Source organism: Rhizobium sp. KNZ14-9A (assembly GCF_056755015.1).
Genome location: NZ_JBPGXB010000004.1, coordinates 1,820,564 through 1,840,824, shown reverse-complemented (window position 1 = coordinate 1,840,824; position 20,261 = coordinate 1,820,564). Strand labels below are relative to the sequence as shown.

The following is a 20,261-nucleotide window of genomic DNA, read 5'->3' as shown; positions in this document are numbered from 1 at the left end:
CCCGGAGACTGGTACCACATGACTAAAGCGACCTCGCAAATAATCACCGGTTGGGGGGACGTGTTCGGCTCAATAGCGAATTTTCAGCTACCCGCACTTCTCGGCTGGCAAGATGTTGCGCAACGATATCGTCGTTCAAGGGTCGGGGCATTCTGGCTTACGATCAATATGGGAGTGCTGATCGGCGCTCTGGGATTGGTCTTTGGAACGATCTTCAATTCACCGATGTCCGAGTTCTTGCCTTTCATATGCGTCGGTTTGATTGTCTGGGGATTTTACTCACAATTGATCAACGAGGCGTGCGTCAGCTTCATCGCAAACAGCGACACAATGCTCCAGCTGCCGATCCCATTTTTTACGTACATTCTCAGGACGTGGTGGAGAAATACGATAATATTGGCACACAATATCCTTATATTTCCGATTGTTTTGTTGGCCTTTGGAAAGTTCGTAAATCTTTATGCACTTCTTGTCGTGCCAGGGTTCATACTGGCGTCGCTGAATCTTCTATGGATAATGGTGATATTGGCGGTTCTCTGCACCCGTTATCGGGACTTGACGCAAATTATCCAGAACGTCATGCAGGTCTCCTTATACGTAACGCCAATTATGTGGCAGCCGAGTCATCTCCCAAACGGCACTAAATCCGCCCTAATGCTCGGCTTGAACCCCTTCTATCATCTTATTAGTGTGGTCCGCGAGCCTCTCCTCGGGAATCCCGGAACACTGGTCAACTGGATCGTCGTTATCGTCATGGCAGTCGTAGGATGGGCGATCGCGTTGCTATTCCTAAACCGCTTCCGCTCCCGAATTACGTATTGGCTATGAATCTCTACCTTCGAAATCACCCCACGCAGGCGAACATGACCTCCATGCATCTTGAAGACGTCACGGTAGATTTCCCGATCTACAACGCAAAAAGCAGATCGCTCAAGAACCAGGTATTCAGTCTTGCGACAGGGGGGACAATCGGCTCCAACTCTGAAGGTCATGTAATTATACGGGGGCTTGAAAATGTCAGCTTGAGCCTCAAGGAAGGGGAGCGACTGGGTCTCGTTGGCCACAACGGTTCCGGCAAGACAACACTTCTGCGGGTCATGAGTGGCGTCTATCACCCTACAGGTGGTCGTATTGTCACAAATGGCAAATGCACGTCGCTGATCAACATTTCGTTGGGGATCGATCCTGAGGCAACTGGGCGGGAAAATATTGCAATTCGGGGCGCCCTCCTGGGATTTAAGAAACGTGATCTTGCTCTGCATCAGAAAGAGATTGAGGACTTCTCTGAGCTCGGAAATTTCCTCGATATGCCGGTCCGTACCTATTCAACTGGCATGCAGCTTCGCCTGGCTTTCGCAATATCTACTATTATTCAGCCAGAAATCTTGATCATGGACGAATGGCTAGCGACTGGAGACCAAGGCTTCCAGGAAAAGGCAAACGAGCGTCTGCATGATTTGGTTAACAAGACCAAGATACTAATCATTGCGAGCCACTCGAGAGACTTGCTCGTGAAGAATTGCACGCGGATAGTTTGGCTCGAGCATGGCAAGGTTCGTATGGATGGGGACGCCGAAGCCGTAGCAACCGCGTATTTCGGTCATTGATACTGGGAACGATGTGCCTTTGATTGTTTTGGTCATGCGATAAAAATCGGCAGTTCCACGAAACTCAACTTGGAAGGTCTCTGCGATTGAAAATCACTCCAACAACTCTGCCCGGCGTTATGATCGTGAATGTCGACGCAATTGCCGACGACAGGGGCCTGTTTGCCAGAACATTTTGCGCCGACACTTTCAGCAAGAACGGTTTGATTGACCATTTTCCGCAGTGCAACGTTTCCTGGAATCCCCATCGAGGGACATTGCGGGGAATGCACTATCAAGCTGAGCCATATCCGGAAGTTAAACTCGTACGCTGCACAAGAGGCCGTATACTGGATGTCGTGGTGGATCTGCGCGCAGATTCACCGACCTACTTGAAATGGACCAGCGTGGAGTTGGACGCTGATCAGCGCAATGCTCTCTATATCCCGGCGGGCTGCGCCCATGGTTTCCAAACTCTCGTTGGAGATAGCGAGGTCTTCTATCACATGGGCGAAGCCTACAAGCCAGAGTTCGCCCGCGGCGTTCGATGGGACGATCCGGCCTTTGCAATCGTTTGGCCCCTGCCGCCGGAACGTCTGTCAGACCGGGACGCGAATTATCCGGATTTCCAGCCATGAAGCGCGTCCTCGTCACAGGAGCCTCGGGTTTTTTTGGCCGGCATTGTCTGAACGAACTGCGTCTTCGTCGATATGAGGTTCATGCTTGCGCTCGCCATGTCCTCGATCAACCGGATGTAAAGTGGCATAGTGTCGATCTTATGCAGCCCGGGGCGGGCGTCGAACTAGTGCAGATGGTGCGACCGACACATTTGCTGCATCTTGCATGGGACGTGGGTGCCGGATTCTGGTCTGCACCTGATAATATCTCGTGGGTGGCAACCACACTCTCAATGATGCGCGCGTTCCATCTCTCGGGCGGAGAACGTTTTGTTGCTGCCGGAACATGCGCTGAATATGACTGGACTACCTTGCCCGACTATGTGCATGAAGGCGCACATCGCGAACCGGCAACGTTTTATGGAACCGCAAAGGACAGTGCTCGCCGTCTTATCGAGTGCTATTCCCGCCAGACCGGTCTATCGTTCGCCTGGGGTGTCTTGTTTTTATCTTTTGGAAGTCATGAAAGACCGGAGCGGCTGGTCCCTTCAATTATCCGAAATTTGCTTGCAGGGCGTGCGGCGGAAACCACCGCCGGAACACAATTGCGGGATTTTCTGGACAGTCGCGATGTTGCCGCGGCATTTTCTGCTCTCGTAGACTGCGAGGTCGATGGCAGCGTCAATGTTGCTTCCGGACAACCCATTGCACTGCGGGATGTGATCGAACGTGTCGGAAAATTTACGGGACGTCCAGACCTTCTGAAACTCGGTACTCTGCCAATGCGCCCCAATGAACCTCCGCGCCTCGTTGCCGACGTTACGAGACTGCGCAAAGAGGTTGGTTTCGTCCCGCGCATTTCGTTGGATCAGGGACTGCAGGACGCAATCGACTGGTGGCGGCAACAACATAAACCGCGTTCTTGATGATCAAAATCCTTGTCTCTAGTGCGCTGCAGTCTCGAGCAAAGCGGTATCTTCCTAGACGCCGCAGATGAAAACTTCGTCTCGGGGAGCCAAGGCCTAGCGTGAGAGCTAGACAGTCACATCATGCCGGCTGCCGGTCGAGACGGGCCTCCAAATCTATGGCGTCTACCTTCCAAAACTTGGCTTTTTTCTAGACGGACTTTCGCCGGTCCCAATTATCTTCGAGGCTATAAATGACGCTCGACCGGCTCGTATAGCGGAACATTTCGAAGGTTCTTTCTCGAAGCCTTGAAGAACTCCCCGGTCTTGATGTCATCAAAGACATCAAACAAAGTAACGTGTTCCCCGCGTTGATATGTAATGCCAGGCAATTGGAGCTCATAAGCGCTGAGCTCTTTCTCCAGTTTACTACCAACTCTGCCGAAAAATCGGGGCTTCAGGGCCGAGAGCTGACGCAATGTATTCACCTTCATTGCCCAACGCCGTTCTTCCACCGAAAGCTTCTGCAAAAACTCGCGCCCGGCATCCCTTTGCATCCAGCGATACAGAGAACGCTGGGCCTTTAGGAACTGCCAGATCTGATGCTTCCGGTACCGTTGGATGTCGGCCTTGCGCGCCGGATCTCCAATGACCTTTGCGACGTAGGCCATCGTGACGATATATTCTGAATGGTATCGTGAACCGGGCAAGAAGTGTTTTGATACGTCGTTGTAGACAGGATCATTTGCTACATCGTGGTTCAGCACTTTAAATCCGTCGCCAATCTTCGCATTCATCATCGTGAAACCAAAGGAGACTTTGGAGACGCCTTGAAACGCTAGATATCGGGGCTCGCCGACAACCTTGTCTGCAAAGTGCATCGCTAGATTGGCAAAGTAATAGTCCGGGTAGGGGGAATGGAGGACTTCTCCGCCGATGCGCATCTTGTCCAGTAGCTTTTTGCTGCAGCAGAAAGCTGGCATGTTGAACATGAACGATCGCCGCATCTGCAGCGAGTTGTTGACCGACCTATCGATCGTTTCTCTGCCAACGATGAATGGACGATCCTTATCCACCAGGAAATCGGCCATGACTAGGCCATTCACGTACCCTTCGCGCTTTCCGGGGACTACGCCAGGGTGCATGAACTGGTAGAGGTTCGAGATAACCAAGTCTGGGTCTTCAAAACGGTCAGCTAGGTAATTTAGACGCTCGAAATAACCGGGCGCAATTCCGTCGTCATCACCAACCATGGTGACGTAGTCGCCGCGCGCCATGTTGATGGCGCGATTCCAGCTCCCGGTGACTGGCAGGAATTCATCGGATCGCTCGGAACGGATGCGCTTGTCGCCAAGCGCGTTGATGGCCTCTGCGACCGGTTCCTTCGATGCATTATCAAAGACAACGATTTCCCAATTTTCGTAGTCTTGATGGGTAACGGTTTTAATCGCATCCAAGACTAGATCAAGTCGGTTGTGCGTCGGGATGGCGATGGAGAAAAGGCGTTGCTTCGAAGTGCTAGACGAGGTTGGGATTAGGTCGGAAACTCTCTCTTTGAGTGTTGAGGTCTTTGCGTAAGAGGTGTCGAGAAGGGCAATATCGTCGGGAAATTCGGAGGAATAGCCTCCCCATGCCATCACTCGGTGGATTTTCTGCTCTGCCTCAGAATAAGCCTGATAAGCATAAGTTTGATTATCGGAAACAAGGAGATTCGATTGATCGTCTGATCTGAAGCATTTGCTTGAAGGCCACTGTTCCATGCTGTAGCCGGTGCCGTCTGCACCTACCACAAGTATATCGAGGCCTTGCTTCAATATACTGATCGACAGCCCATCTTTCCCGCTTTCAAATGCACACGCGGCCATCTTGCTTTTATCGCTTACTGGAACTGCTAGTAGATCGTCTCGCCTTACGAGGAAGGCATTGCTTCGAATATGGGGGTTCGGGAAATGCGGGTAGTCGCGGAAAACAGAATTGCCGTTCCCCACGCTGAGAGAGTCCTGCCAAGCGGCCCCAAAATCTGGAAGAATCTCATCGATGGGTGGCCGCTGATTAAGAAGGTCGCCGAGTCGCCGCCGGACCAGAGCCGTCCTCGTGCGTAGCGCCGCGACAGTTCCAGGATTGATGTTCTTGATAAGCCACCGATAGCCTTCCAAGAAGCTCCGATCAAACTTTGTCGGCTTGGCCGCAGCCCAGACCGCGAAATTCACCGTCTTGTAGCTTGTGTAAAGGCTCTCGAAGGACCCTGTTGCGCCGACAAGGCCGACACTAGGTCGTGACATGTTGCCCCACAGCTTCGCCAGCCAATTGTCAGTTCGCAATCTCGAGAACGTGTTAAGGCAACAAATGTACTCGTTATCAAGTTTTCGCGCCGCCTCGCGATATGCATGGATGTCCAGTCCGACGTCATCTGGAACGGAAATGATACTGTGGGGGATGCCGGCAAAAACGGCGTTCAGCCCGGCGAATTCACCCGGCTTACTAAAGCCTTTGCAGATGATCACCAGATCATGAGGCTCACCAGCGGGGTGCTGTCTATAACTCTCGGCGAAAGCCTCAAATGCTGAAAATCCCTCGGCCAGACGAGCCAAGTATGCGACGGCGATTCTGGAAGCCATGAGAAATCCCTGCGAACACAATTCTAGGCGATCTAACATCAAGCCATTCGCATTCGCAATTGGCCTCTCCGGAAATCTTAAGCTTTCCAAAAACGACAGTAACTGTCCTCGCTATCCAACTTGGCGGCGTTTGGGAATGGTTCGGTCTGTTTAGTGGAGGGGTAGGAAGGGCCGGTTTTTATGGACGGCTGCCCGATAATAGCTTGACGCTGTCGGGCTTTTTTATATGACTTCCGCAATCCTAAAGCTAGGCCGGTATCATTCGTCCAGCAGACAGCGCTGCTTGTCGGCAGCGATAAGGAAAATGCTTATCCGAAGGGGAGCTTTACGCTGTGCTGGGAAAAATGCGAAAATCCATTTCATCGCTTAAGGCAACGCCGGTTCGAAAGTGGGTCAGGTACACCGCCGAAGTAAAATTAATCGCCTCAAGCGGGCTATTCGTCTCCTCCCACTATTTGAGCAGCTACCCGGACGTGGCAGCAGCCCAACGCAATCCGCTGATGCACTTTTTGAGATACGGCCTGAAAGAGGGGCGCAATCCGAATCCGTTTTTCGACACGCAATGGTATCTGTCCAAATATGAAGATGTCGCGGCCGCAGGGCTAAACCCAGTCACGCATTACATTCGATTCGGTGCAAAAGAAGGGCGTGACCCAAGCGCACTTTTCAATACCAGTTGGTATCTTCAACAGAATCCGGATGTCGCCGCTGCAGGCGTTAACCCGCTTAGACACTTTCTCAAGCACGGGCAGGCTGAAGGCCGACAGCCTGCCCCTTCGACACAGATGCAGCCGCGATCCCAGCGAATGGCGAATCTTTACGCAGAATTTGGGGATCTCACGGCTTCATCGCTGTTTGGACTGCAGGTCGCCGGGCCTTCCAACCTGCAAGGTTTTTTCCAGCCGCATCGACCGCTGAACGTGGTAGTCGACCATCGTCTCAACGCCAGGCCGAGGCTCCGTATTTTGTTGCCTAGCGTGAAGAAAAGGCACGCTACCGGCGGTCCCAACACTGCCTACCTTCTCGGCGCCTTTCTCGCGAAGGAGGGAGCTCGGGTGACATTCGTCGCGACCGACACTGCACCCGACGACGACCTGACGCCGATCAAGCAGCATATCAAACATCTTTCCGGCATCGACCCAGATTTGCATGGGATCGAATTCGAAGACGCGGGAGATCGATCATTACCTTACGCGATTGGTATAAACGACATCTTCGTTGCAACCGCCTGGTGGACCGCGCACGCGGCGGCTGCGGCCATGCGGCTCACTCGAGCATCACATTTCTATTATCTTGTGCAGGACTACGAGACCCTCTTTTATAGCGCGTCGGAGAGACATACCGAGGCAGAGGGTTCATATCGACTGCCATCCATCCCAATTATAAACACGAATCTCCTACGGGATCACCTCATTGAGAATCGTGTCGGACACTTTGCCGATCCTGATTTTACCAGTTCAGCTCTGGTCTTCGAGCCTGCTGTCGATGTCTCGAGGTTCTATCCGACCCAGCGGCAAGACGGTCAACCGCGGCGTCTCCTGTTTTATGCCAGGCCAACTGTGGCGGAACGCAACCTGTTTGGCCTTGGAGTCGCTGCGCTGCAAGCCGCAGTCAAAGGAGGGCATTTTGGCGACAGCGGCTGGGAGTTTGTCGGTATGGGCGAACAGTTCGAGCCGATCGATCTAGGACGGGGCTTTGTGTTGAAGCCCGCCCCTTGGCATGATCTCGACGCTTATGCAGCACAGATGCGTGGCGCCGACGTGTTGCTCTCACTGATGCTCTCTCCGCACCCAAGCTATCCACCGCTCGAAATGGCGGCTTGCGGCGGTGTGACGGTTACAACGACGTTCGGAAGCAAGTCCGCGGAGCGGCTAAAGCTGCTCTCTCCTAACATTATTGGCGTGCCTCCGCGTATCGAGGATCTTGTTAGCGGTCTTTCAAAGGGCCTCGCACTGAGCAAGATCATCCGAGGTTCCGGGGCGACTGAAGCACTTGAAATGCCTAGAGCATGGCAAGAGAGCTTGTCGTCGGTGACAGCAGCCATTGCCGAACAGTTGCTTCCGACCGGATGCGTGAAGGGTCCTGGATCTGAAGATCTTCCTGCACCACGGACCTATATTAGAACGCATGACGTCGAAGGTACCCCTGCCTTCTATTATGAGCGGCTAGCGAAGCGCCGGAAGCTGTACCGCGAGGGTTCGACTGACGATCTTCTGAGCCTCGTGACCACTGTTTACGATACCGACGCACAGTTTTTGTATGATTTGGCCCATTCAGTCTTTGGCCAAGACACGGAGCTTAAGTTTGAGTGGTTGATTCTGGACAACGGTTCGTCGAACGCCGCAACGCTTGAGGCTCTAAACCGTATCGGGGATCACCCTTGCGTCCGGTTGGAGAGGGTGGAAACCAATCTTGGGATCGTTGGAGGCATGAGATGGTGTCTCCAAAATGCGGCGAATCGCTACATCGTTCCCCTGGACAGCGATGATTTGCTTTTCCCAGATTGCTTGCGGACAATTGCTGCCTTTCTTGAGCAGGCCGGCTACCCGCCTATCGTCTATACAAACGAGGACAAAACGGACGGGACGAACCAGGTTGACGCATATATCAAACCCGCGTGGGATCCCGTCCTGTTTATTCATTCCTGCTATATCGCGCACCTCACGGTTATCGACCGCCGTAAAGCGACTGAGCTAGAGTGTTACGCTGACCCACGGGCGGAGGGCAGTCACGATTGGGACACTTTCGCTAGGTTCATGGCGTCGGGGATCGAGCCTTCCCATCTACCTGAGGTCCTCTACAGCTGGCGAATGCATCCAGGATCCACGTCAGCGAACTATAAGTCAAAAAGCTTCATCTATGGTTCGCATCAGTTCGTGCTCGAACGATTTCTCGCCACATACGATCGATCGTCAAGTCTTGTAGTAGCACTCGCCCCTCTCTTTGAGGGGACGCCTGACTATCGCTTTGTGCCGAAGATTCTGCCTACGTCGGCCCAAGACTACGCAACAAGCAAGCTTACAGTTCCGGTCGACCACGGCATCCTCCACAATGACCGGAGACGTAAGGTCGCTACCATTCGAGTGTCGCCTACAGCAAGTCCCTCCGAACTTCTTTCGGAGGTTCACAAGCTGCCGGACGATGTTAGTAACGTCCACTTTCTGGCACTAGATTGCGACCCGACCAGCGACGAATGGCGCGTCGAGGCCGAAGCCATGTTCGACCTCTTCTCCGACTGCGTTCTCGTCGGCGGCCGAATCCATGATGCCTCAGCAATTTCTGAGGCAGGGTATGTGTTTGGATACGGTGGGGGCGTCGGTTGTCCAGACGCCGGTCGAGCCGTTAACGATCCGGGCTACTTCGTGCAAATGTGGAAGCCGCATTCCGTTGGTGCGGTTTCGGCCCGCCATTGCGTCGTCAATCGCCACTTCCTAACGGAATGCCTGTCGTCAATGCCAGCTGACATTCGTGCACCTCTGTTGGGCCCATGGCTCGGGGCATTAGCTGCGAGAGGGGGGCGGCGTGTGATTTACTCGCCTTACATTGAGGCAGTGACACCACATAAGGTGAGCCTGTCAGATAAAGAGATGCAACAGTTCAACGCTGAATTCGGCCAACTGTCGTACAATGTTGTCGGATACGCTGAGCACCTCGATCGATCTGGAACGGCTCCGTACCAACCAAGACTGCTTGAGCAAACCCCGGTTCTTGCTGCCTACGGCGACTACCATGCGAGCCGAATAGCTTTTCGGAAAAGCAAAAGCCGGCCGATTGGGGATGAAGCCCCAACGATAACAATCATTACCACTGTCTACAAAAACACCGATACAGCACTATTTGTGGAGACCGCAAACTCGGTTCGCAATCAGACACGCGCGCCAGTCGAATGGCTCATCTTGGCTCACGGTCCAATAGCGGACGAGCTTCTTGCAACGCTGGAATTGCTTGCCCGTGAAGGGGTCGTGCGTCTCCTCCAAACAGAGACAAATTTAGGAATCCATGGAGGCTTGCGTTACTGCCTGGAACGGGCGGTCGGTGATTTTGTCATTTCACTCGATGCAGACGATCTCCTGACACTCGATGCCATCGAAATTCTTACCCTCGCTACGATTGAAGCTCCCAATGGCGAGATTTTTTACTCGGATGAGGATCATCTAATCGACGGTACTCTGCGGCACCCCTATTACCGCCCTGATTTCGACCCAGCGCTTCTGCTCTCACATTCCTATATCTGGCACGCCATCCTCTATAGACGGAGCACTGCGCTCCAGTTGGGTGTCTACACCAGAGAAGATGCCGAATATGCTGTCGACTGGGACACCTTGGTTCGTTTCTACCTCGCTGGCCATGCAGCGGATCATATCCAAGAGGTACTCTATCACTGGCGCCAACACAGATCGTCACTGTCAAACAGCGGAAAAACGTTCGGGGGAAGCCTAAGGTCCATTCAAGGCGTTTTGGCCTCGATTGCCGATGCAAAAGACATGAGTTCGCGTTTAGAGGTCGCCCGCTATCCTGCCGACGTCGGTTCTCCCGACTTCTATTTGAGGCGACTGCCGATCGATCCCCCGGGGATCGACTTGGTTCGCGTTGGCAACTCGAGCAAGAGCGTGGATTCGGTGGCGCTCCCAGAATTCCCTTTCCGCTCGGTTGTCAGCTCAGAGCTTTTCCGAGGATCGGAAGGGATAGAGGTGGTTCGCAAAGCAATAGGAAATGGCGACAGTGAATTTGTGATGCTGCTCGGTTCAGCGCTTGCGGAAATCGATCAAAGTGGCCTGTGGCAGGCAGTAAAGCACTTCGAGCTTATCGATGAATGTGCAGCGGTGGGTGGGTGCATAATTGACTTCGAGGGCGCTGTCGTTTCTGGAGCGCCAGTCTTGCTCGATCACACTATGCTCGTCGATCCGCTCCTTGGCGCGAATTTCAATAGCGCTGGGCATTTTTCTCTCGCGCTCAAGCCGCATTCCGTGGACGCGCTATCGCCAGATATTCTCATTGCGCGCCGTGCTTTCATCGAGGAGGCTCTCGCTTCCTATCCTTCAGAACTTGGTCTCCGGAGCTTTGGCCTGTGGTTAGGCGTGTTTGCGGCCCAAAGATCGATGACGCTGACATATGAACCCCTTCTGCGCGGCTTTGTCACAGACGAGCGATTGCTTGTGGCAGATCCAATCGACGGGCTGAACCGAGCAATCCAGAAAATTGGGGCTACTCTGAACAGGGCTGGTGGATTGGCGACACGCGGCTATGCGAGCTTCCGTCGCCATTCCGGCCTACACAAATAGAGGTCCACTGCCGGCCCCAGGGGCCTTACGAAATTTCGGGTGCTAACGTTGGTCGACACCTTCTCGCGCTATGTGCCGGTGCTTGACCCCCGGCACAGCTATCGGGGTGAAGATGTCGTGGAAACCTTGGAACGGGTATGCCGGCGTCCCCCGTGAAGAACGCGTAACGTATTGAATCAGCGTCTTTATCCAGAGTTCTGTAAGCGCGATTTTCCACGCACATTGACGTAGGCGGCATCACCGAACCGGCCCCGTTGCGAAGCGATATCCGGCTCTATCAGTCGGCGGAGGTTTCGGAGAAGTTGAACGGCAGCAAATCGGCAATGTCGGCGGCTTCTTCGCGCTGAGGCAACTCAGTGAGTACGTGGCGCAGCCAAGTGAGTGGATCGAGGCCGCAGGCGCGGCAAGTCAGCATCAGGCTGTAGATCACGGCGCTTGCCCTCGCTCCGTCAGCGGTATCGCTGAACAGCCACGATTTTCTTCCGGTTGCAAAAACTCTGATGTCGCGTTCCAGAATGTTGTTATCGATCGGCATCCTGCCGTCGCTGGTGTAGCGTGTCAGGTAGTCGTGACCTTGCCCCCAAGTTTTATCCAATTTTGAGTTCGCTCCAGCGGTTTTTGTGAAGTGCTCCCCGAATTTGGGCCAGCGGGAGCTGGAATTTTCCGGGGTTAAGGCTCAGGTCGGCGGGGGTGCCGATGAGCCGTTCATGAGCAAGATCGGCACCTTGTTGCCGATCGCGCTGTGTGGCCGGAACTCGTTGTAGTCTTTCCGCCAATCCTCCATCTTCGCCCGTGCGTCGTCAAGGCTCATGAACCAGTGGGCGTTCAGGCATTCGGCGCGGAACTTGCCATTAAAACTCTCGATGTAGCTGTTGTCGGTCGGCTTACCTGGTCGCGAGAAGTCGAGCACGACGCCCTTGTGATAGGCCCAGAGATCAAGATCTCGCGAGATGAATTCACTGCCATTATCGACGCGGATCGACGTTGGATACCCGACCTGGCGGCACACCCGCTCGAGCGTCTGAACCACATCCTCACCCTTGTAATTGAAGCGTGCATCGACCGCCGGCGAGAAGCGGGAGAAGGTATCGACGACCGTCAGAACCCTGATCTTGCGGCCGGTGGCCAACTGGTCATGAACGAAATCCATGGCCCAGACATGGTTGGAGTGCGTTGGCTCCGTGCGGTCGGCCCGCAGCTTCGCCTTGACCCGGCGCTTGGGAACCTTGTTGCGGAGCTGAAGGTCCATCTCCTTGTAAAGGCGATAGATTCGCTTCGGATTGACCGCCCATCCTTCACGTTTGATCAGGATATGAACGCGACGATAGCCGTAGCGTACTCGCGTCTGACAGATGTCCTTGATCTTCAGCTTCAGTTCGGCCTGTTCACCGCGCCTCGACTTGTAGACATAAAGCGACCGGTCGATCTTCAGCACCGAGCATGCGCGCCGTATCGAGACCTTCCAGTCGGCCTTGACTGTGTCGACAAGCTTCCGCTTGCGGGCAGGCCTCAAAGCTTTTTTGAGAGCACATCCTGCAGCATGGCCTTGTCCAACGACAGGTCGGCTACGATCCGCTTCAGCTTGGCGTTCTCCTCTTCGAGCTGTCGCAATCGCTTCATCTCCGAAGGCATCAGCCCCGCGTATTTTTTGCGCCAGTTGTAGAAGGTCGCATCGGAAATCCCTGCCTTGCGGCAGACCTCACCGATCGGCGTCCCATCCTCCGCCTGCTTCAAAACGAATGCGATCTGCGCTTCCGAAAACTTCGAGGCCTTCATCGAATTCTCCTCTTCTTCCCAACAGGGATCATAAGTGGAAAATTCCAGGTCCGAATGGCCTAATTTAACGGGGGCACGTCAAACGCAACGCCCGCAATCGGCTAGTCGTCGTTCTTCACAGGCGACGGGTGGATAAAGGCACGGAATTCGTGTCACGCGATCTGGATCTTTTGACCTTGCGCCAAGTGCTATTGAGAGAGTGCCTGGTCTGCGGGGATGGAGGCCGCTTTGTTAGATGAGTAGGACAGACCCAGCCTCATAAACGGCTTCTCGAAAAGCTGATAGCTTATGTAAGCGAAAGGAACTAGCGCCAAAAAGCAGATTAGGGCCCATAACTGGCCCGTGTAATAATAGGAAATGTCGAGTACGTGCTTGTGAACGAAATCGGCCATTTTGAATACAACGAGGAAGTGCCATAGGTAGATCGAGTACGAGTATTTGCCGATGTTACCCACGGATTTTGAAATAAAACCATTCGAGTGGCTGAAGGAGCCGTCGTAGTAAGCGATCAATAGGCCGTAAACGATACCTTCTATTGCCGGCATTGTGATCCATACCGACGAGGATGAAGGCCAACTTGGCATTTGGTAGAGACCGCCAAGGCGATCGTAACAATAGTAGAATACGAAGAAGGCTAGGGCCAAGGCGGCGGCTCGACGATGCTCCTTCACAATCAATCCGCGGAAATGATAGCCGAGAATTCCAAAAACAAACTGATCAAGGCGGCCGACGATCGTCCAATAGGCGGGCCAAAACACCGTCCCATCTTTTAGAAAGAGCGCTGTCCGGAGGACCACAGTCGCCAGGACAACCCCGAGTAGGAGCGTCGGCGATTTGCGGCCAAGAAACAAGAGAAGGGGGAGTAGGGCGTAAAAGTGAAACTCGACCGTTAACGACCAAGCGCCATTTGGCAGCGTTGGCTCAACAATGCCTGTAACCAGGCTACGAAAATAGGCTTGGAGGTCTGCTCCCACGATGTACTGACGAATTCCCTCTACAATCAGCATGGCAAAGAGTAGTGGAAGGAGTTCTGATCGCCCGGCGCGACAGAAAAGCGAAGTAATTGACGGTCTTTCCGTCAAGGATCTTGGCGAACAGGTAGCCACTCAGCGTCATGAACAGGGCAACCCCAGTATGCCCCTCATCTAGGACTGCAAGTGGAAAAATCGAAGGAGCGCCCTCGAACGGAACAGGGTAACCATTGGCAAAGTGCATAAAGTGCCAGCCAAAGACCATAAACGCTGCAAGTGCTCGGACATGATCGAGACCAATGTCTCTGCTTCGTTCTTGGGGCAAGGTCATCTGATTCTCGTACTAAAGGTAGCTTCAGCTAATGCAAATGAGAGCGCTTTTCAATCGAGCAACCGCTAATCACTAATTCCAACCAGATCCGATTTAGCTTCGTCGCCGATATTCGCGTTCCCACCGGTCCCGTGCCTGATCCTGGTGAAGATACTATACAGCGAAGAACGATCTCTTTGTGCGATCGGCACCAAGGTGCCGATCGCACTGATAAATTAGGGACGCGCAACCAGCCCGCCTCCCTAGCCGGAACACTCTAGCGTCTAGTGCCTCAAGGCTGCATCACAGTTAGCTGCGGAACAGCGGTTACGAACTGACCGCCCCACTCTGCGATCTGCTTTTGCTGCTGCCTGACCTCAGGGGCGATATTCCAAGGCAAAATCACAACGAAATCAGGCTTTAGTTCCGACAAGGCAGATGGTTTCATGATCGGCAAATGGCTACCTGGCATGAATTTATCTTGCTTGGATGGCGCCGCATCGCAGACGAAAGCAACGAGATCGCATTTCACGCCTCCATAGTTCAACAGCGTATTGCCTTTTGCCGCCGCTCCATAGGCTGCTACGGTTTTGCCAGCACGTTTTTGTTCGATGAGGAAGGCAACAAAGTCATCTTTGACCTTGTCTGCTTTGGATTGAAAGTCCTTGTAAGTTGTAAGGTCCCCGAGTCCCGCAGAGCTCTCCTGATCAAGAATTTTCTCAACACTCCCACTGGTCGGGCGCTCATCTTCTGCGTGGCAACCATAAATACGCAGGCTTCCGCCGTGCGTCGGCAGCTCTTCCACGTCCCATATGCGCAGCCTGGCAGCCTTGAATATACGCTGAACGGCCACCAGCGACAGATACGAGAAATGCTCATGATATACGGTGTCGAATTGGTTTTGCTCAATGAGGCGCATCAAATGCGGAAATTCGAGCGTGATCGTTCCGTTCTTTTTCAGGGCCGTTTTCAGACCCCGTGTGAAATCGTTGATATCGGGAACATGGGCGTAGACATTGTTCCCGCAAATGAGATCCGCGGTTTGACCCCGGCTCGCGAGAGAGCCAGCCGTCTCTACGCCAAAGAATTCACGTAGAACGGGAACGCCGAGCTTTTCTGCGGCATCTGCTGTGCTTTGTGTCGGTTCGACGCCAAGGCATGGAACGCCCATCTCCACAAAGTTTTTCAGAAGATAGCCGTCATTCGAAGCGATTTCGATAACGAAGCTATCGGTTGTCAAACCGAGACGCTTAGTAATCATCTCGACGTACCGCGCTGAATGATCCAGCCAGCTTTTCGACGTTGATGAGAAATAGGCGTAATCGTGGGAGAAAAGATCTCCGGCCTCGGCATAATCCTCTGTCTGCACCAGCCAGCATTCATTGCAAACGAACAGTTTCAGCGGATAGGTTGTTTCCGGCGCACGCAGTTTCGCAGCAGTCAGATATGCATTGGATGGTGGTGCAAACCCCAGGTCCAGAAATACGTGCTGGAGTTCAGTTGCGCAGTGACGACATTTCATACGACTCTTCCTACGTGATCTCAAGGAATTCGATCTATAAACTCGGCGGATTCAAGTCAGCTATGCCCAAACCAGATCTCGCTGCTTTGCCGTGACGTGGTAAGCATCGAGCTGTCTTTCACTGGTAACCCTGCCATCTTCCAGCCATGTGCGGTACCATTGTGCGGTCACATCTACCCCCTCATCGAAGGACCAAACCGGCTGCCATTTTAACAACTGTCGGGACTTGCTGCTGTCTAGTTGCAGTAATTGCGCTTCGTGGGGATGCGTATCTTGGCTTAGTTGCCATTTGACGTTTGGCCAGTCCCGCGCAAGCGCAGTCAGTAACGCTTCAACAGAACGGTTGCCTTCTCGGTCGGGCCCGAAATTCCAGGCATCTGCAGCCAAACCATTTCGATCTATAAGCGCCTGACCAAGAGTAAGGTAACCTGATAGGCATTCCAAAACATGTTGCCACGGCCGCGTTGATCGCGGTGATCTGATCTCAAGTGCCTGCTGTCCACCAATGGCACGCACAAGATCCGGTATAAGCCGGTCTTCTGACCAGTCACCCCCTCCAATTACGTTGCCGGCCCGCGCTGTTGCCAGTAACGCGCCTCCCGGCGAGTTGAAGAACGAACGCCTGAAGCTCGAAGCAACGATCTCGGTCCCTGCCTTCGATGCGCTATAGGGATCATGGCCGCCAAGTGGATCGACTTCGCGGTATCCCCATACCCATTCCTTGTTTTCATAGCATTTATCTGTAGTAACGACCACTATTGCCGAGAGATTGGTGAGTGAGCGGCATGCGTTCAGCAGATTGGCTGTCCCCATGACATTTGTGGCGAATGTCTCCACCGGCTGGACATAGGATCTGCGAACAAGAGGCTGGGCCGCGAGGTGGAATACGATCTCCGGATTTGCTTGCGCCACAGCCACGCGAAGGGCGCTCTCATCGCGAATGTCGATGAAGTGCGATTCGTAATCGAGTTTTAGGAGCGCCCAATGATTAAGCTCCGGCTCCGGAGCCAACGCCACTCCGGTTACGTCGGCGCCAAGCTTTTGCAGCCAAAGCGCGAGCCAGCTGCCCTTGAAGCCAGTATGCCCGGTTATGAGGACTCTACGTCCACGGTAGATATTGTTGAACATGCCTTTATCTACCAGATCTTCCAGGGAGCCTGTCCCGATGCCCACAGTTCTTCAAGATGGTTCTTGTCGCGCAAGGTGTCCATCGGCTGCCAGAATCCATGATGGAACCATGCGTTAAGCTGTCCGTCGTTGGCCAAAGTCTCTAAAGGTTCGCGTTCCCAAATGCTCGCGTCCCCATCGATATAGTCAATCACCTTCGGGGAAAGAACAAAGAAACCACCGTTAATCCATCCACCATCGCCTTGCGGCTTTTCCTGGAAATGTTGAATTTTATGACCATCCAAAGCGAGGGAGCCGAAACGTCCCGGGGGTTGCATCGCCGTGAGCGTTGCCAGACGCCCTTGTTCCTTGTGAAAGCCCACGAGGGCGGTGACGTCGATATTGCCCACACCATCGCCATAGGTCAGGCAGAAGTCCTCATCACCAAGATAGTCACGCACCCGCTTGAGCCTTCCACCAGTCATCGTGGATTCGCCAGTATCAACCAAGCTGACGCGCCAAGGCTCGGCAGAGTTCTGCAAGACTTCCATCTTGTTTTTCTGCATGTCAAATGTGACGTCTGACATGTGAAGAAAGTAATTGGCAAAATACTCTTTGATTACATAGCCCTTATAGCCGCAGCAGACGATAAAATCGTTGATGCCGTGGTGAGAGTAAATTTTCATGATGTGCCAAAGGATTGGCCGATTTCCAACCTCGACCATCGGCTTCGGGCGAGAACTTGTTTCTTCGCTAATGCGCGTTCCCAAACCGCCGGCCAAAATTACCGCTTTCATAAGCGCTCCTTAGATGATTTTGCGGCTTTAGCCTATAAAGCAAGTCAGAATGGAGATACAACAAAAACAGTCATATCTGTGGCAGGCGACGCCATCTCGTTGTGTGTTAACGACCCGTTCCGGCTGGATGACGCCGCACTTGTTTATTCGCCGGGGCTCCCGATGTTCAATACCGCTTCACAACGCGGCATTCACCGTGGGCTTACTCTGAAAATCAGAGGGGCCGCCGAATACCGATCGAGCAATGGTCGTGGCATGCTGATCCCAGCCATAGGCACCACGTACGTATTTGAAAGCTGCATCTGCTATATCGCAGTAGCTCTCTCGGTTCTCCACAATCGATACCGCCTCATGAAGAGCATCTTCCCACATGTATGACGGGACCAAAAAACCAGTCTCGCCGTTGCGAACACTATTGCGGAACGCGAATGTAGGTGATGCTAGCGTAAGCGTTCCACAAATTGCTGCCTCGAAAAACTTCAGCTCGGACTTACAGTTCGTAAATTCATTGTCTTGCAGCGGCGAAATATTGATTTCGACCTCAGCTATCAAACGTTGAAGATTCATAAAGTCTTGCAACGGATAGACCTCGACGCGCTTGCCATACTTTGTCAATCTCGGATCCAGGTCCGCGAAGCCGACGATACGCAAAACAACCCGCGGATCCGCATCCAAAAGGCGGAATAATGCCGGAGCGGCAACAGCAAAGTCACGTGCGTGGCTTGGTGATCCGCTGAAATAACCAACGTGGATACGACCATCCCGTTCCCAGCTCGCATCACGCTTTATAGCATGCAACCTCTCAGATAGAGCCTGTTGCTGGGGGTTTAGGTAGTTGGGGACGACAGCGGTCGTAAGCCTGCCGCAGAATTCGTTTGCGCGTTGAGCAAGGTATTTATTTGTCGTAATTAGACCGTCACACTGTCGGAGCGTCGCGCCCATCCTGCCGATGTATGAAAACCAGTAATTCCATACCGCCTCGGAGCGCTGGTCTTGATTAAGTGCGTCCACAATTAGATGAAGTCGTTCAGTGTCGAAGACGAGGTCGTCACAATCGAACAAGACGGGAATATCCCGAGCGCGGGCGCGCGATATCATTTGTGCGACAGCAGAATTGTATCGTACCCTGCATAGCACCAATGCGTCTGCGGCATCGATGAAACGATCATCGACCGCAAGATCGCGATGGTCGAACCAAGCGCCCGATACCCCACCTTCAGGATGGGCCGACAATGTCAGGCCCGGATTAAACGCGCGATACCGAAAAGTACTCGTGTCGGGGAGTTCATAGAAGTATGCAATTCGTTTCGGCTGCGAAACAAGCTGCCTTAGTCGTTCGTCATATGTGGATGTCCATGGGTCTCGGTACTCCAATGGACCGGGGATGTGGAGGAACAATTCTATCGGCTCCGTAGGGATAGCAGCCGTTCAAGGGCAGGACGCAGCGATGACTCCCAGTCGCGTGCGATTCGGTCGTCGGCACAGTTAGCAAACCGCGTTTCCGTGTCGCAAGCGAGTGCTACACCTCTGCTTATTGCATTGACCAAGTCGGGAACGCTGGGCGGAACGGCAATGATGTTACGGGACCACTGGTCGAGAGAAACCTTCGGCCCATGTGTGTTAGTGATAACGACGGCGCCTGAAGCGGCCAGATCAAACGGCGGATATGACGGGTGAGGTGTATCCATCAAGGACAACCCAAGGTCCATCTGGGATACTAGATCAGCATATAGCGTCCAAGGCATCTTAGACCAGATCTTTGGTTTAATTCCGCCTGGCAACTCGATGCCACGAATATCATGACCGGCGAAATGAAAATTCCATTTGTCTGCCGGCAGCAATCCTTCACGAACGGCTTTGTCGATGACCTCAAGACCGCGCCAGTAGAGATTGCGAGGATGATTTGGGCGCGCGTAGAAGAAAAAATTTTTCTTTCCATCGGCATGTGGCTTGATCGCGTCGGGTCGCTTAAAGGCGGGGAAGGCAGGCTCGAAGCTACATCCTCGTTCACGAAGACTGGGAAGGGAATCTGGTCCCTCAGCCAAGTGGTCGAACAGCAGCTGTGTATTTACCAGAACCCTTACTCCCGCTTCGCATAAGGTTTCGGCGCATCGGAGACGCATATCGTTGTACGGGTAGAACATTCGCTCGTCTTCCTGCAGAAGATAGATAACTCGATCTGGACTAACAGAACCAAGTACGGCGCGAGTGCTCCACCATGAAGTCGTAAGAATCAGGTCGTCAGGCCCCAATGGAAGTGGCTTTTCAGTTCGTAACGGCATATGCGCGAAGTCCGCAGGCCCATTAAATTCCAACCGGTGTGCCTTTATGATCTGACCGAGGGCAGCGGGGTCGGGCGCGGTTGTTCGCGTGACAAGCCGAAGACGTGCGTTTAGGCGAGAAGCGGCGACGGCGCCGACAACCAGGGCGGTCCCCACGCCACCAAACAGACTGTCTGAATCGACGCTATCGGTAACAATCGTCAAAGTAGGAAGGGAGGCTCGATCCGTGAAGACCGGCAAAGGCGCCCAACCGGCGCCGTACTCCTGAAGGATCAGGTGTGAGTTGGTTTCTATCCGCAATTGAATGCGAGAGAGGCGACGTATTCTCGTCTGGACGCTCGGCGGAAGCCGTCGATAAGCAGATCGCAGAACTTTCCTAATAACGCGTCGCGACCGATTGAGCATTTAAAGCGGAATCCTACTCTTCTGTTCTTCTAAAAGATCCTAGGCCATCGAGCGGTCGGCACGCAAACTGCGCGTTGATGCCT

At 53.5% G+C, this 20,261-nt stretch carries 13 protein-coding genes and 3 pseudogenes; 6 read left to right on the top strand and 10 right to left on the bottom strand.

Translation table 11 applies throughout. The features are described from left to right. Nucleotides 1-18 precede the first annotated feature (18 nt). From ACR9ZQ_RS38795 to ACR9ZQ_RS38780, 4 genes are all read left to right on the top strand, one after another. Nucleotides 19-828, top strand: a complete 810-nt coding sequence (locus tag ACR9ZQ_RS38795; protein WP_481430539.1) for an ABC transporter permease — start codon at nt 19-21, stop codon at nt 826-828. Between the two features lie 35 nt (nt 829-863). Continuing rightward, the gene (locus ACR9ZQ_RS38790; protein ID WP_481430538.1) at nt 864-1,607 is read left to right on the top strand and encodes an ABC transporter ATP-binding protein; all 744 of its coding nucleotides are present in this window, start codon (nt 864-866) and stop codon (nt 1,605-1,607) included. Between the two features lie 86 nt (nt 1,608-1,693). Then, nucleotides 1,694-2,224 (top strand): dTDP-4-dehydrorhamnose 3,5-epimerase, encoded by a 531-nt coding sequence (rfbC, locus tag ACR9ZQ_RS38785; RefSeq protein WP_481430537.1) that lies wholly within the window; start codon nt 1,694-1,696, stop codon nt 2,222-2,224. Next, nucleotides 2,221-3,129, top strand: coding sequence for an NAD-dependent epimerase/dehydratase family protein (locus tag ACR9ZQ_RS38780; protein WP_481430536.1), 909 nt, complete (start codon nt 2,221-2,223; stop codon nt 3,127-3,129). Before rfbC ends, ACR9ZQ_RS38780 begins: the two co-directional genes overlap by 4 nt. A 227-nt stretch (nt 3,130-3,356) precedes the next feature. Here the strand turns inward: ACR9ZQ_RS38780 and ACR9ZQ_RS38775 are convergent, their stop codons facing one another. Further along, nucleotides 3,357-5,726: a glycosyltransferase family A protein gene (locus tag ACR9ZQ_RS38775; protein ID WP_481430535.1), complete on the bottom strand. Its 2,370-nt coding sequence runs from the start codon at nt 5,724-5,726 to the stop codon at nt 3,357-3,359. A 332-nt stretch (nt 5,727-6,058) separates the two neighbouring features. Here ACR9ZQ_RS38775 and ACR9ZQ_RS38770 point away from each other — a divergent pair, with 332 nt between their 5' ends. Further along, nucleotides 6,059-11,008 (top strand): rhamnosyltransferase WsaF family glycosyltransferase, encoded by a 4,950-nt coding sequence (locus ACR9ZQ_RS38770; protein WP_481430534.1) that lies wholly within the window; start codon nt 6,059-6,061, stop codon nt 11,006-11,008. Between the two features lie 30 nt (nt 11,009-11,038). Beyond that, nucleotides 11,039-11,155 (top strand): annotated as a pseudogene (locus ACR9ZQ_RS38765) (IS3 family transposase); the annotation flags it as partial. Nucleotides 11,156-11,285: 130 nt separating this feature from the next. On the opposite strand, the pseudogene ACR9ZQ_RS38760 reads toward ACR9ZQ_RS38765, so the two are convergent. The 9 genes and pseudogenes from ACR9ZQ_RS38760 to ACR9ZQ_RS38720 all read right to left on the bottom strand — a co-directional run. Beyond that, nucleotides 11,286-11,576, bottom strand: a pseudogene (locus tag ACR9ZQ_RS38760) (transposase domain-containing protein); the annotation flags it as partial. Nucleotides 11,577-11,684: 108 nt separating this feature from the next. Then, a protein-coding gene (locus ACR9ZQ_RS38755) for an IS3 family transposase (protein ID WP_130767654.1) occupies nt 11,685-12,784 on the bottom strand; the annotation gives its coding sequence in 2 pieces (ribosomal slippage) (nt 11,685-12,532 and nt 12,532-12,784; 1,101 coding nt in all). A 188-nt stretch (nt 12,785-12,972) separates the two neighbouring features. After that, complete coding sequence (locus ACR9ZQ_RS38750) at nt 12,973-13,890, bottom strand: acyltransferase family protein (protein WP_481430533.1); 918 nt, start codon at nt 13,888-13,890, stop codon at nt 12,973-12,975. Continuing rightward, a pseudogene (locus ACR9ZQ_RS38745) lies at nt 13,826-14,086 on the bottom strand (acyltransferase family protein); the annotation flags it as partial. The gene ACR9ZQ_RS38750 and the pseudogene ACR9ZQ_RS38745, both read right to left, overlap by 65 nt. A gap of 271 nt (nt 14,087-14,357) precedes the next feature. Then, nucleotides 14,358-15,587, bottom strand: coding sequence for a methyltransferase domain-containing protein (locus ACR9ZQ_RS38740; protein ID WP_481430532.1), 1,230 nt, complete (start codon nt 15,585-15,587; stop codon nt 14,358-14,360). A gap of 60 nt (nt 15,588-15,647) precedes the next feature. Then, complete coding sequence (rfbG, locus tag ACR9ZQ_RS38735) at nt 15,648-16,715, bottom strand: CDP-glucose 4,6-dehydratase (protein ID WP_481430531.1); 1,068 nt, start codon at nt 16,713-16,715, stop codon at nt 15,648-15,650. 8 nt (nt 16,716-16,723) lie between these two features. Further along, nucleotides 16,724-17,491, bottom strand: coding sequence for a glucose-1-phosphate cytidylyltransferase (gene rfbF, locus ACR9ZQ_RS38730; protein ID WP_481430530.1), 768 nt, complete (start codon nt 17,489-17,491; stop codon nt 16,724-16,726). A gap of 177 nt (nt 17,492-17,668) precedes the next feature. Further along, complete coding sequence (locus tag ACR9ZQ_RS38725; protein ID WP_481430529.1) at nt 17,669-18,889, bottom strand: glycosyltransferase; 1,221 nt, start codon at nt 18,887-18,889, stop codon at nt 17,669-17,671. Between the two features lie 2 nt (nt 18,890-18,891). Then, nucleotides 18,892-20,178, bottom strand: coding sequence for a rhamnosyltransferase WsaF family glycosyltransferase (locus ACR9ZQ_RS38720; RefSeq protein ID WP_481430528.1), 1,287 nt, complete (start codon nt 20,176-20,178; stop codon nt 18,892-18,894). Nucleotides 20,179-20,261: the final 83 nt, after the last annotated feature.

Coding starts and splice junctions, on each gene's coding strand:
- ACR9ZQ_RS38795 (WP_481430539.1), top strand. CDS start 19: ATGACTAAAGCGACCTCGCAAATAATCACCGGTTGGGGGGACGTGTTC.
- ACR9ZQ_RS38790 (WP_481430538.1), top strand. CDS start 864: ATGACCTCCATGCATCTTGAAGACGTCACGGTAGATTTCCCGATCTAC.
- ACR9ZQ_RS38780 (WP_481430536.1), top strand. CDS start 2,221: ATGAAGCGCGTCCTCGTCACAGGAGCCTCGGGTTTTTTTGGCCGGCAT.
- ACR9ZQ_RS38775 (WP_481430535.1), bottom strand. CDS start 5,726: ATGGCTTCCAGAATCGCCGTCGCATACTTGGCTCGTCTGGCCGAGGGA.
- ACR9ZQ_RS38740 (WP_481430532.1), bottom strand. CDS start 15,587: ATGAAATGTCGTCACTGCGCAACTGAACTCCAGCACGTATTTCTGGAC.
- rfbG (WP_481430531.1), bottom strand. CDS start 16,715: ATGTTCAACAATATCTACCGTGGACGTAGAGTCCTCATAACCGGGCAT.
- rfbF (WP_481430530.1), bottom strand. CDS start 17,491: ATGAAAGCGGTAATTTTGGCCGGCGGTTTGGGAACGCGCATTAGCGAA.
- ACR9ZQ_RS38720 (WP_481430528.1), bottom strand. CDS start 20,178: ATGCTCAATCGGTCGCGACGCGTTATTAGGAAAGTTCTGCGATCTGCT.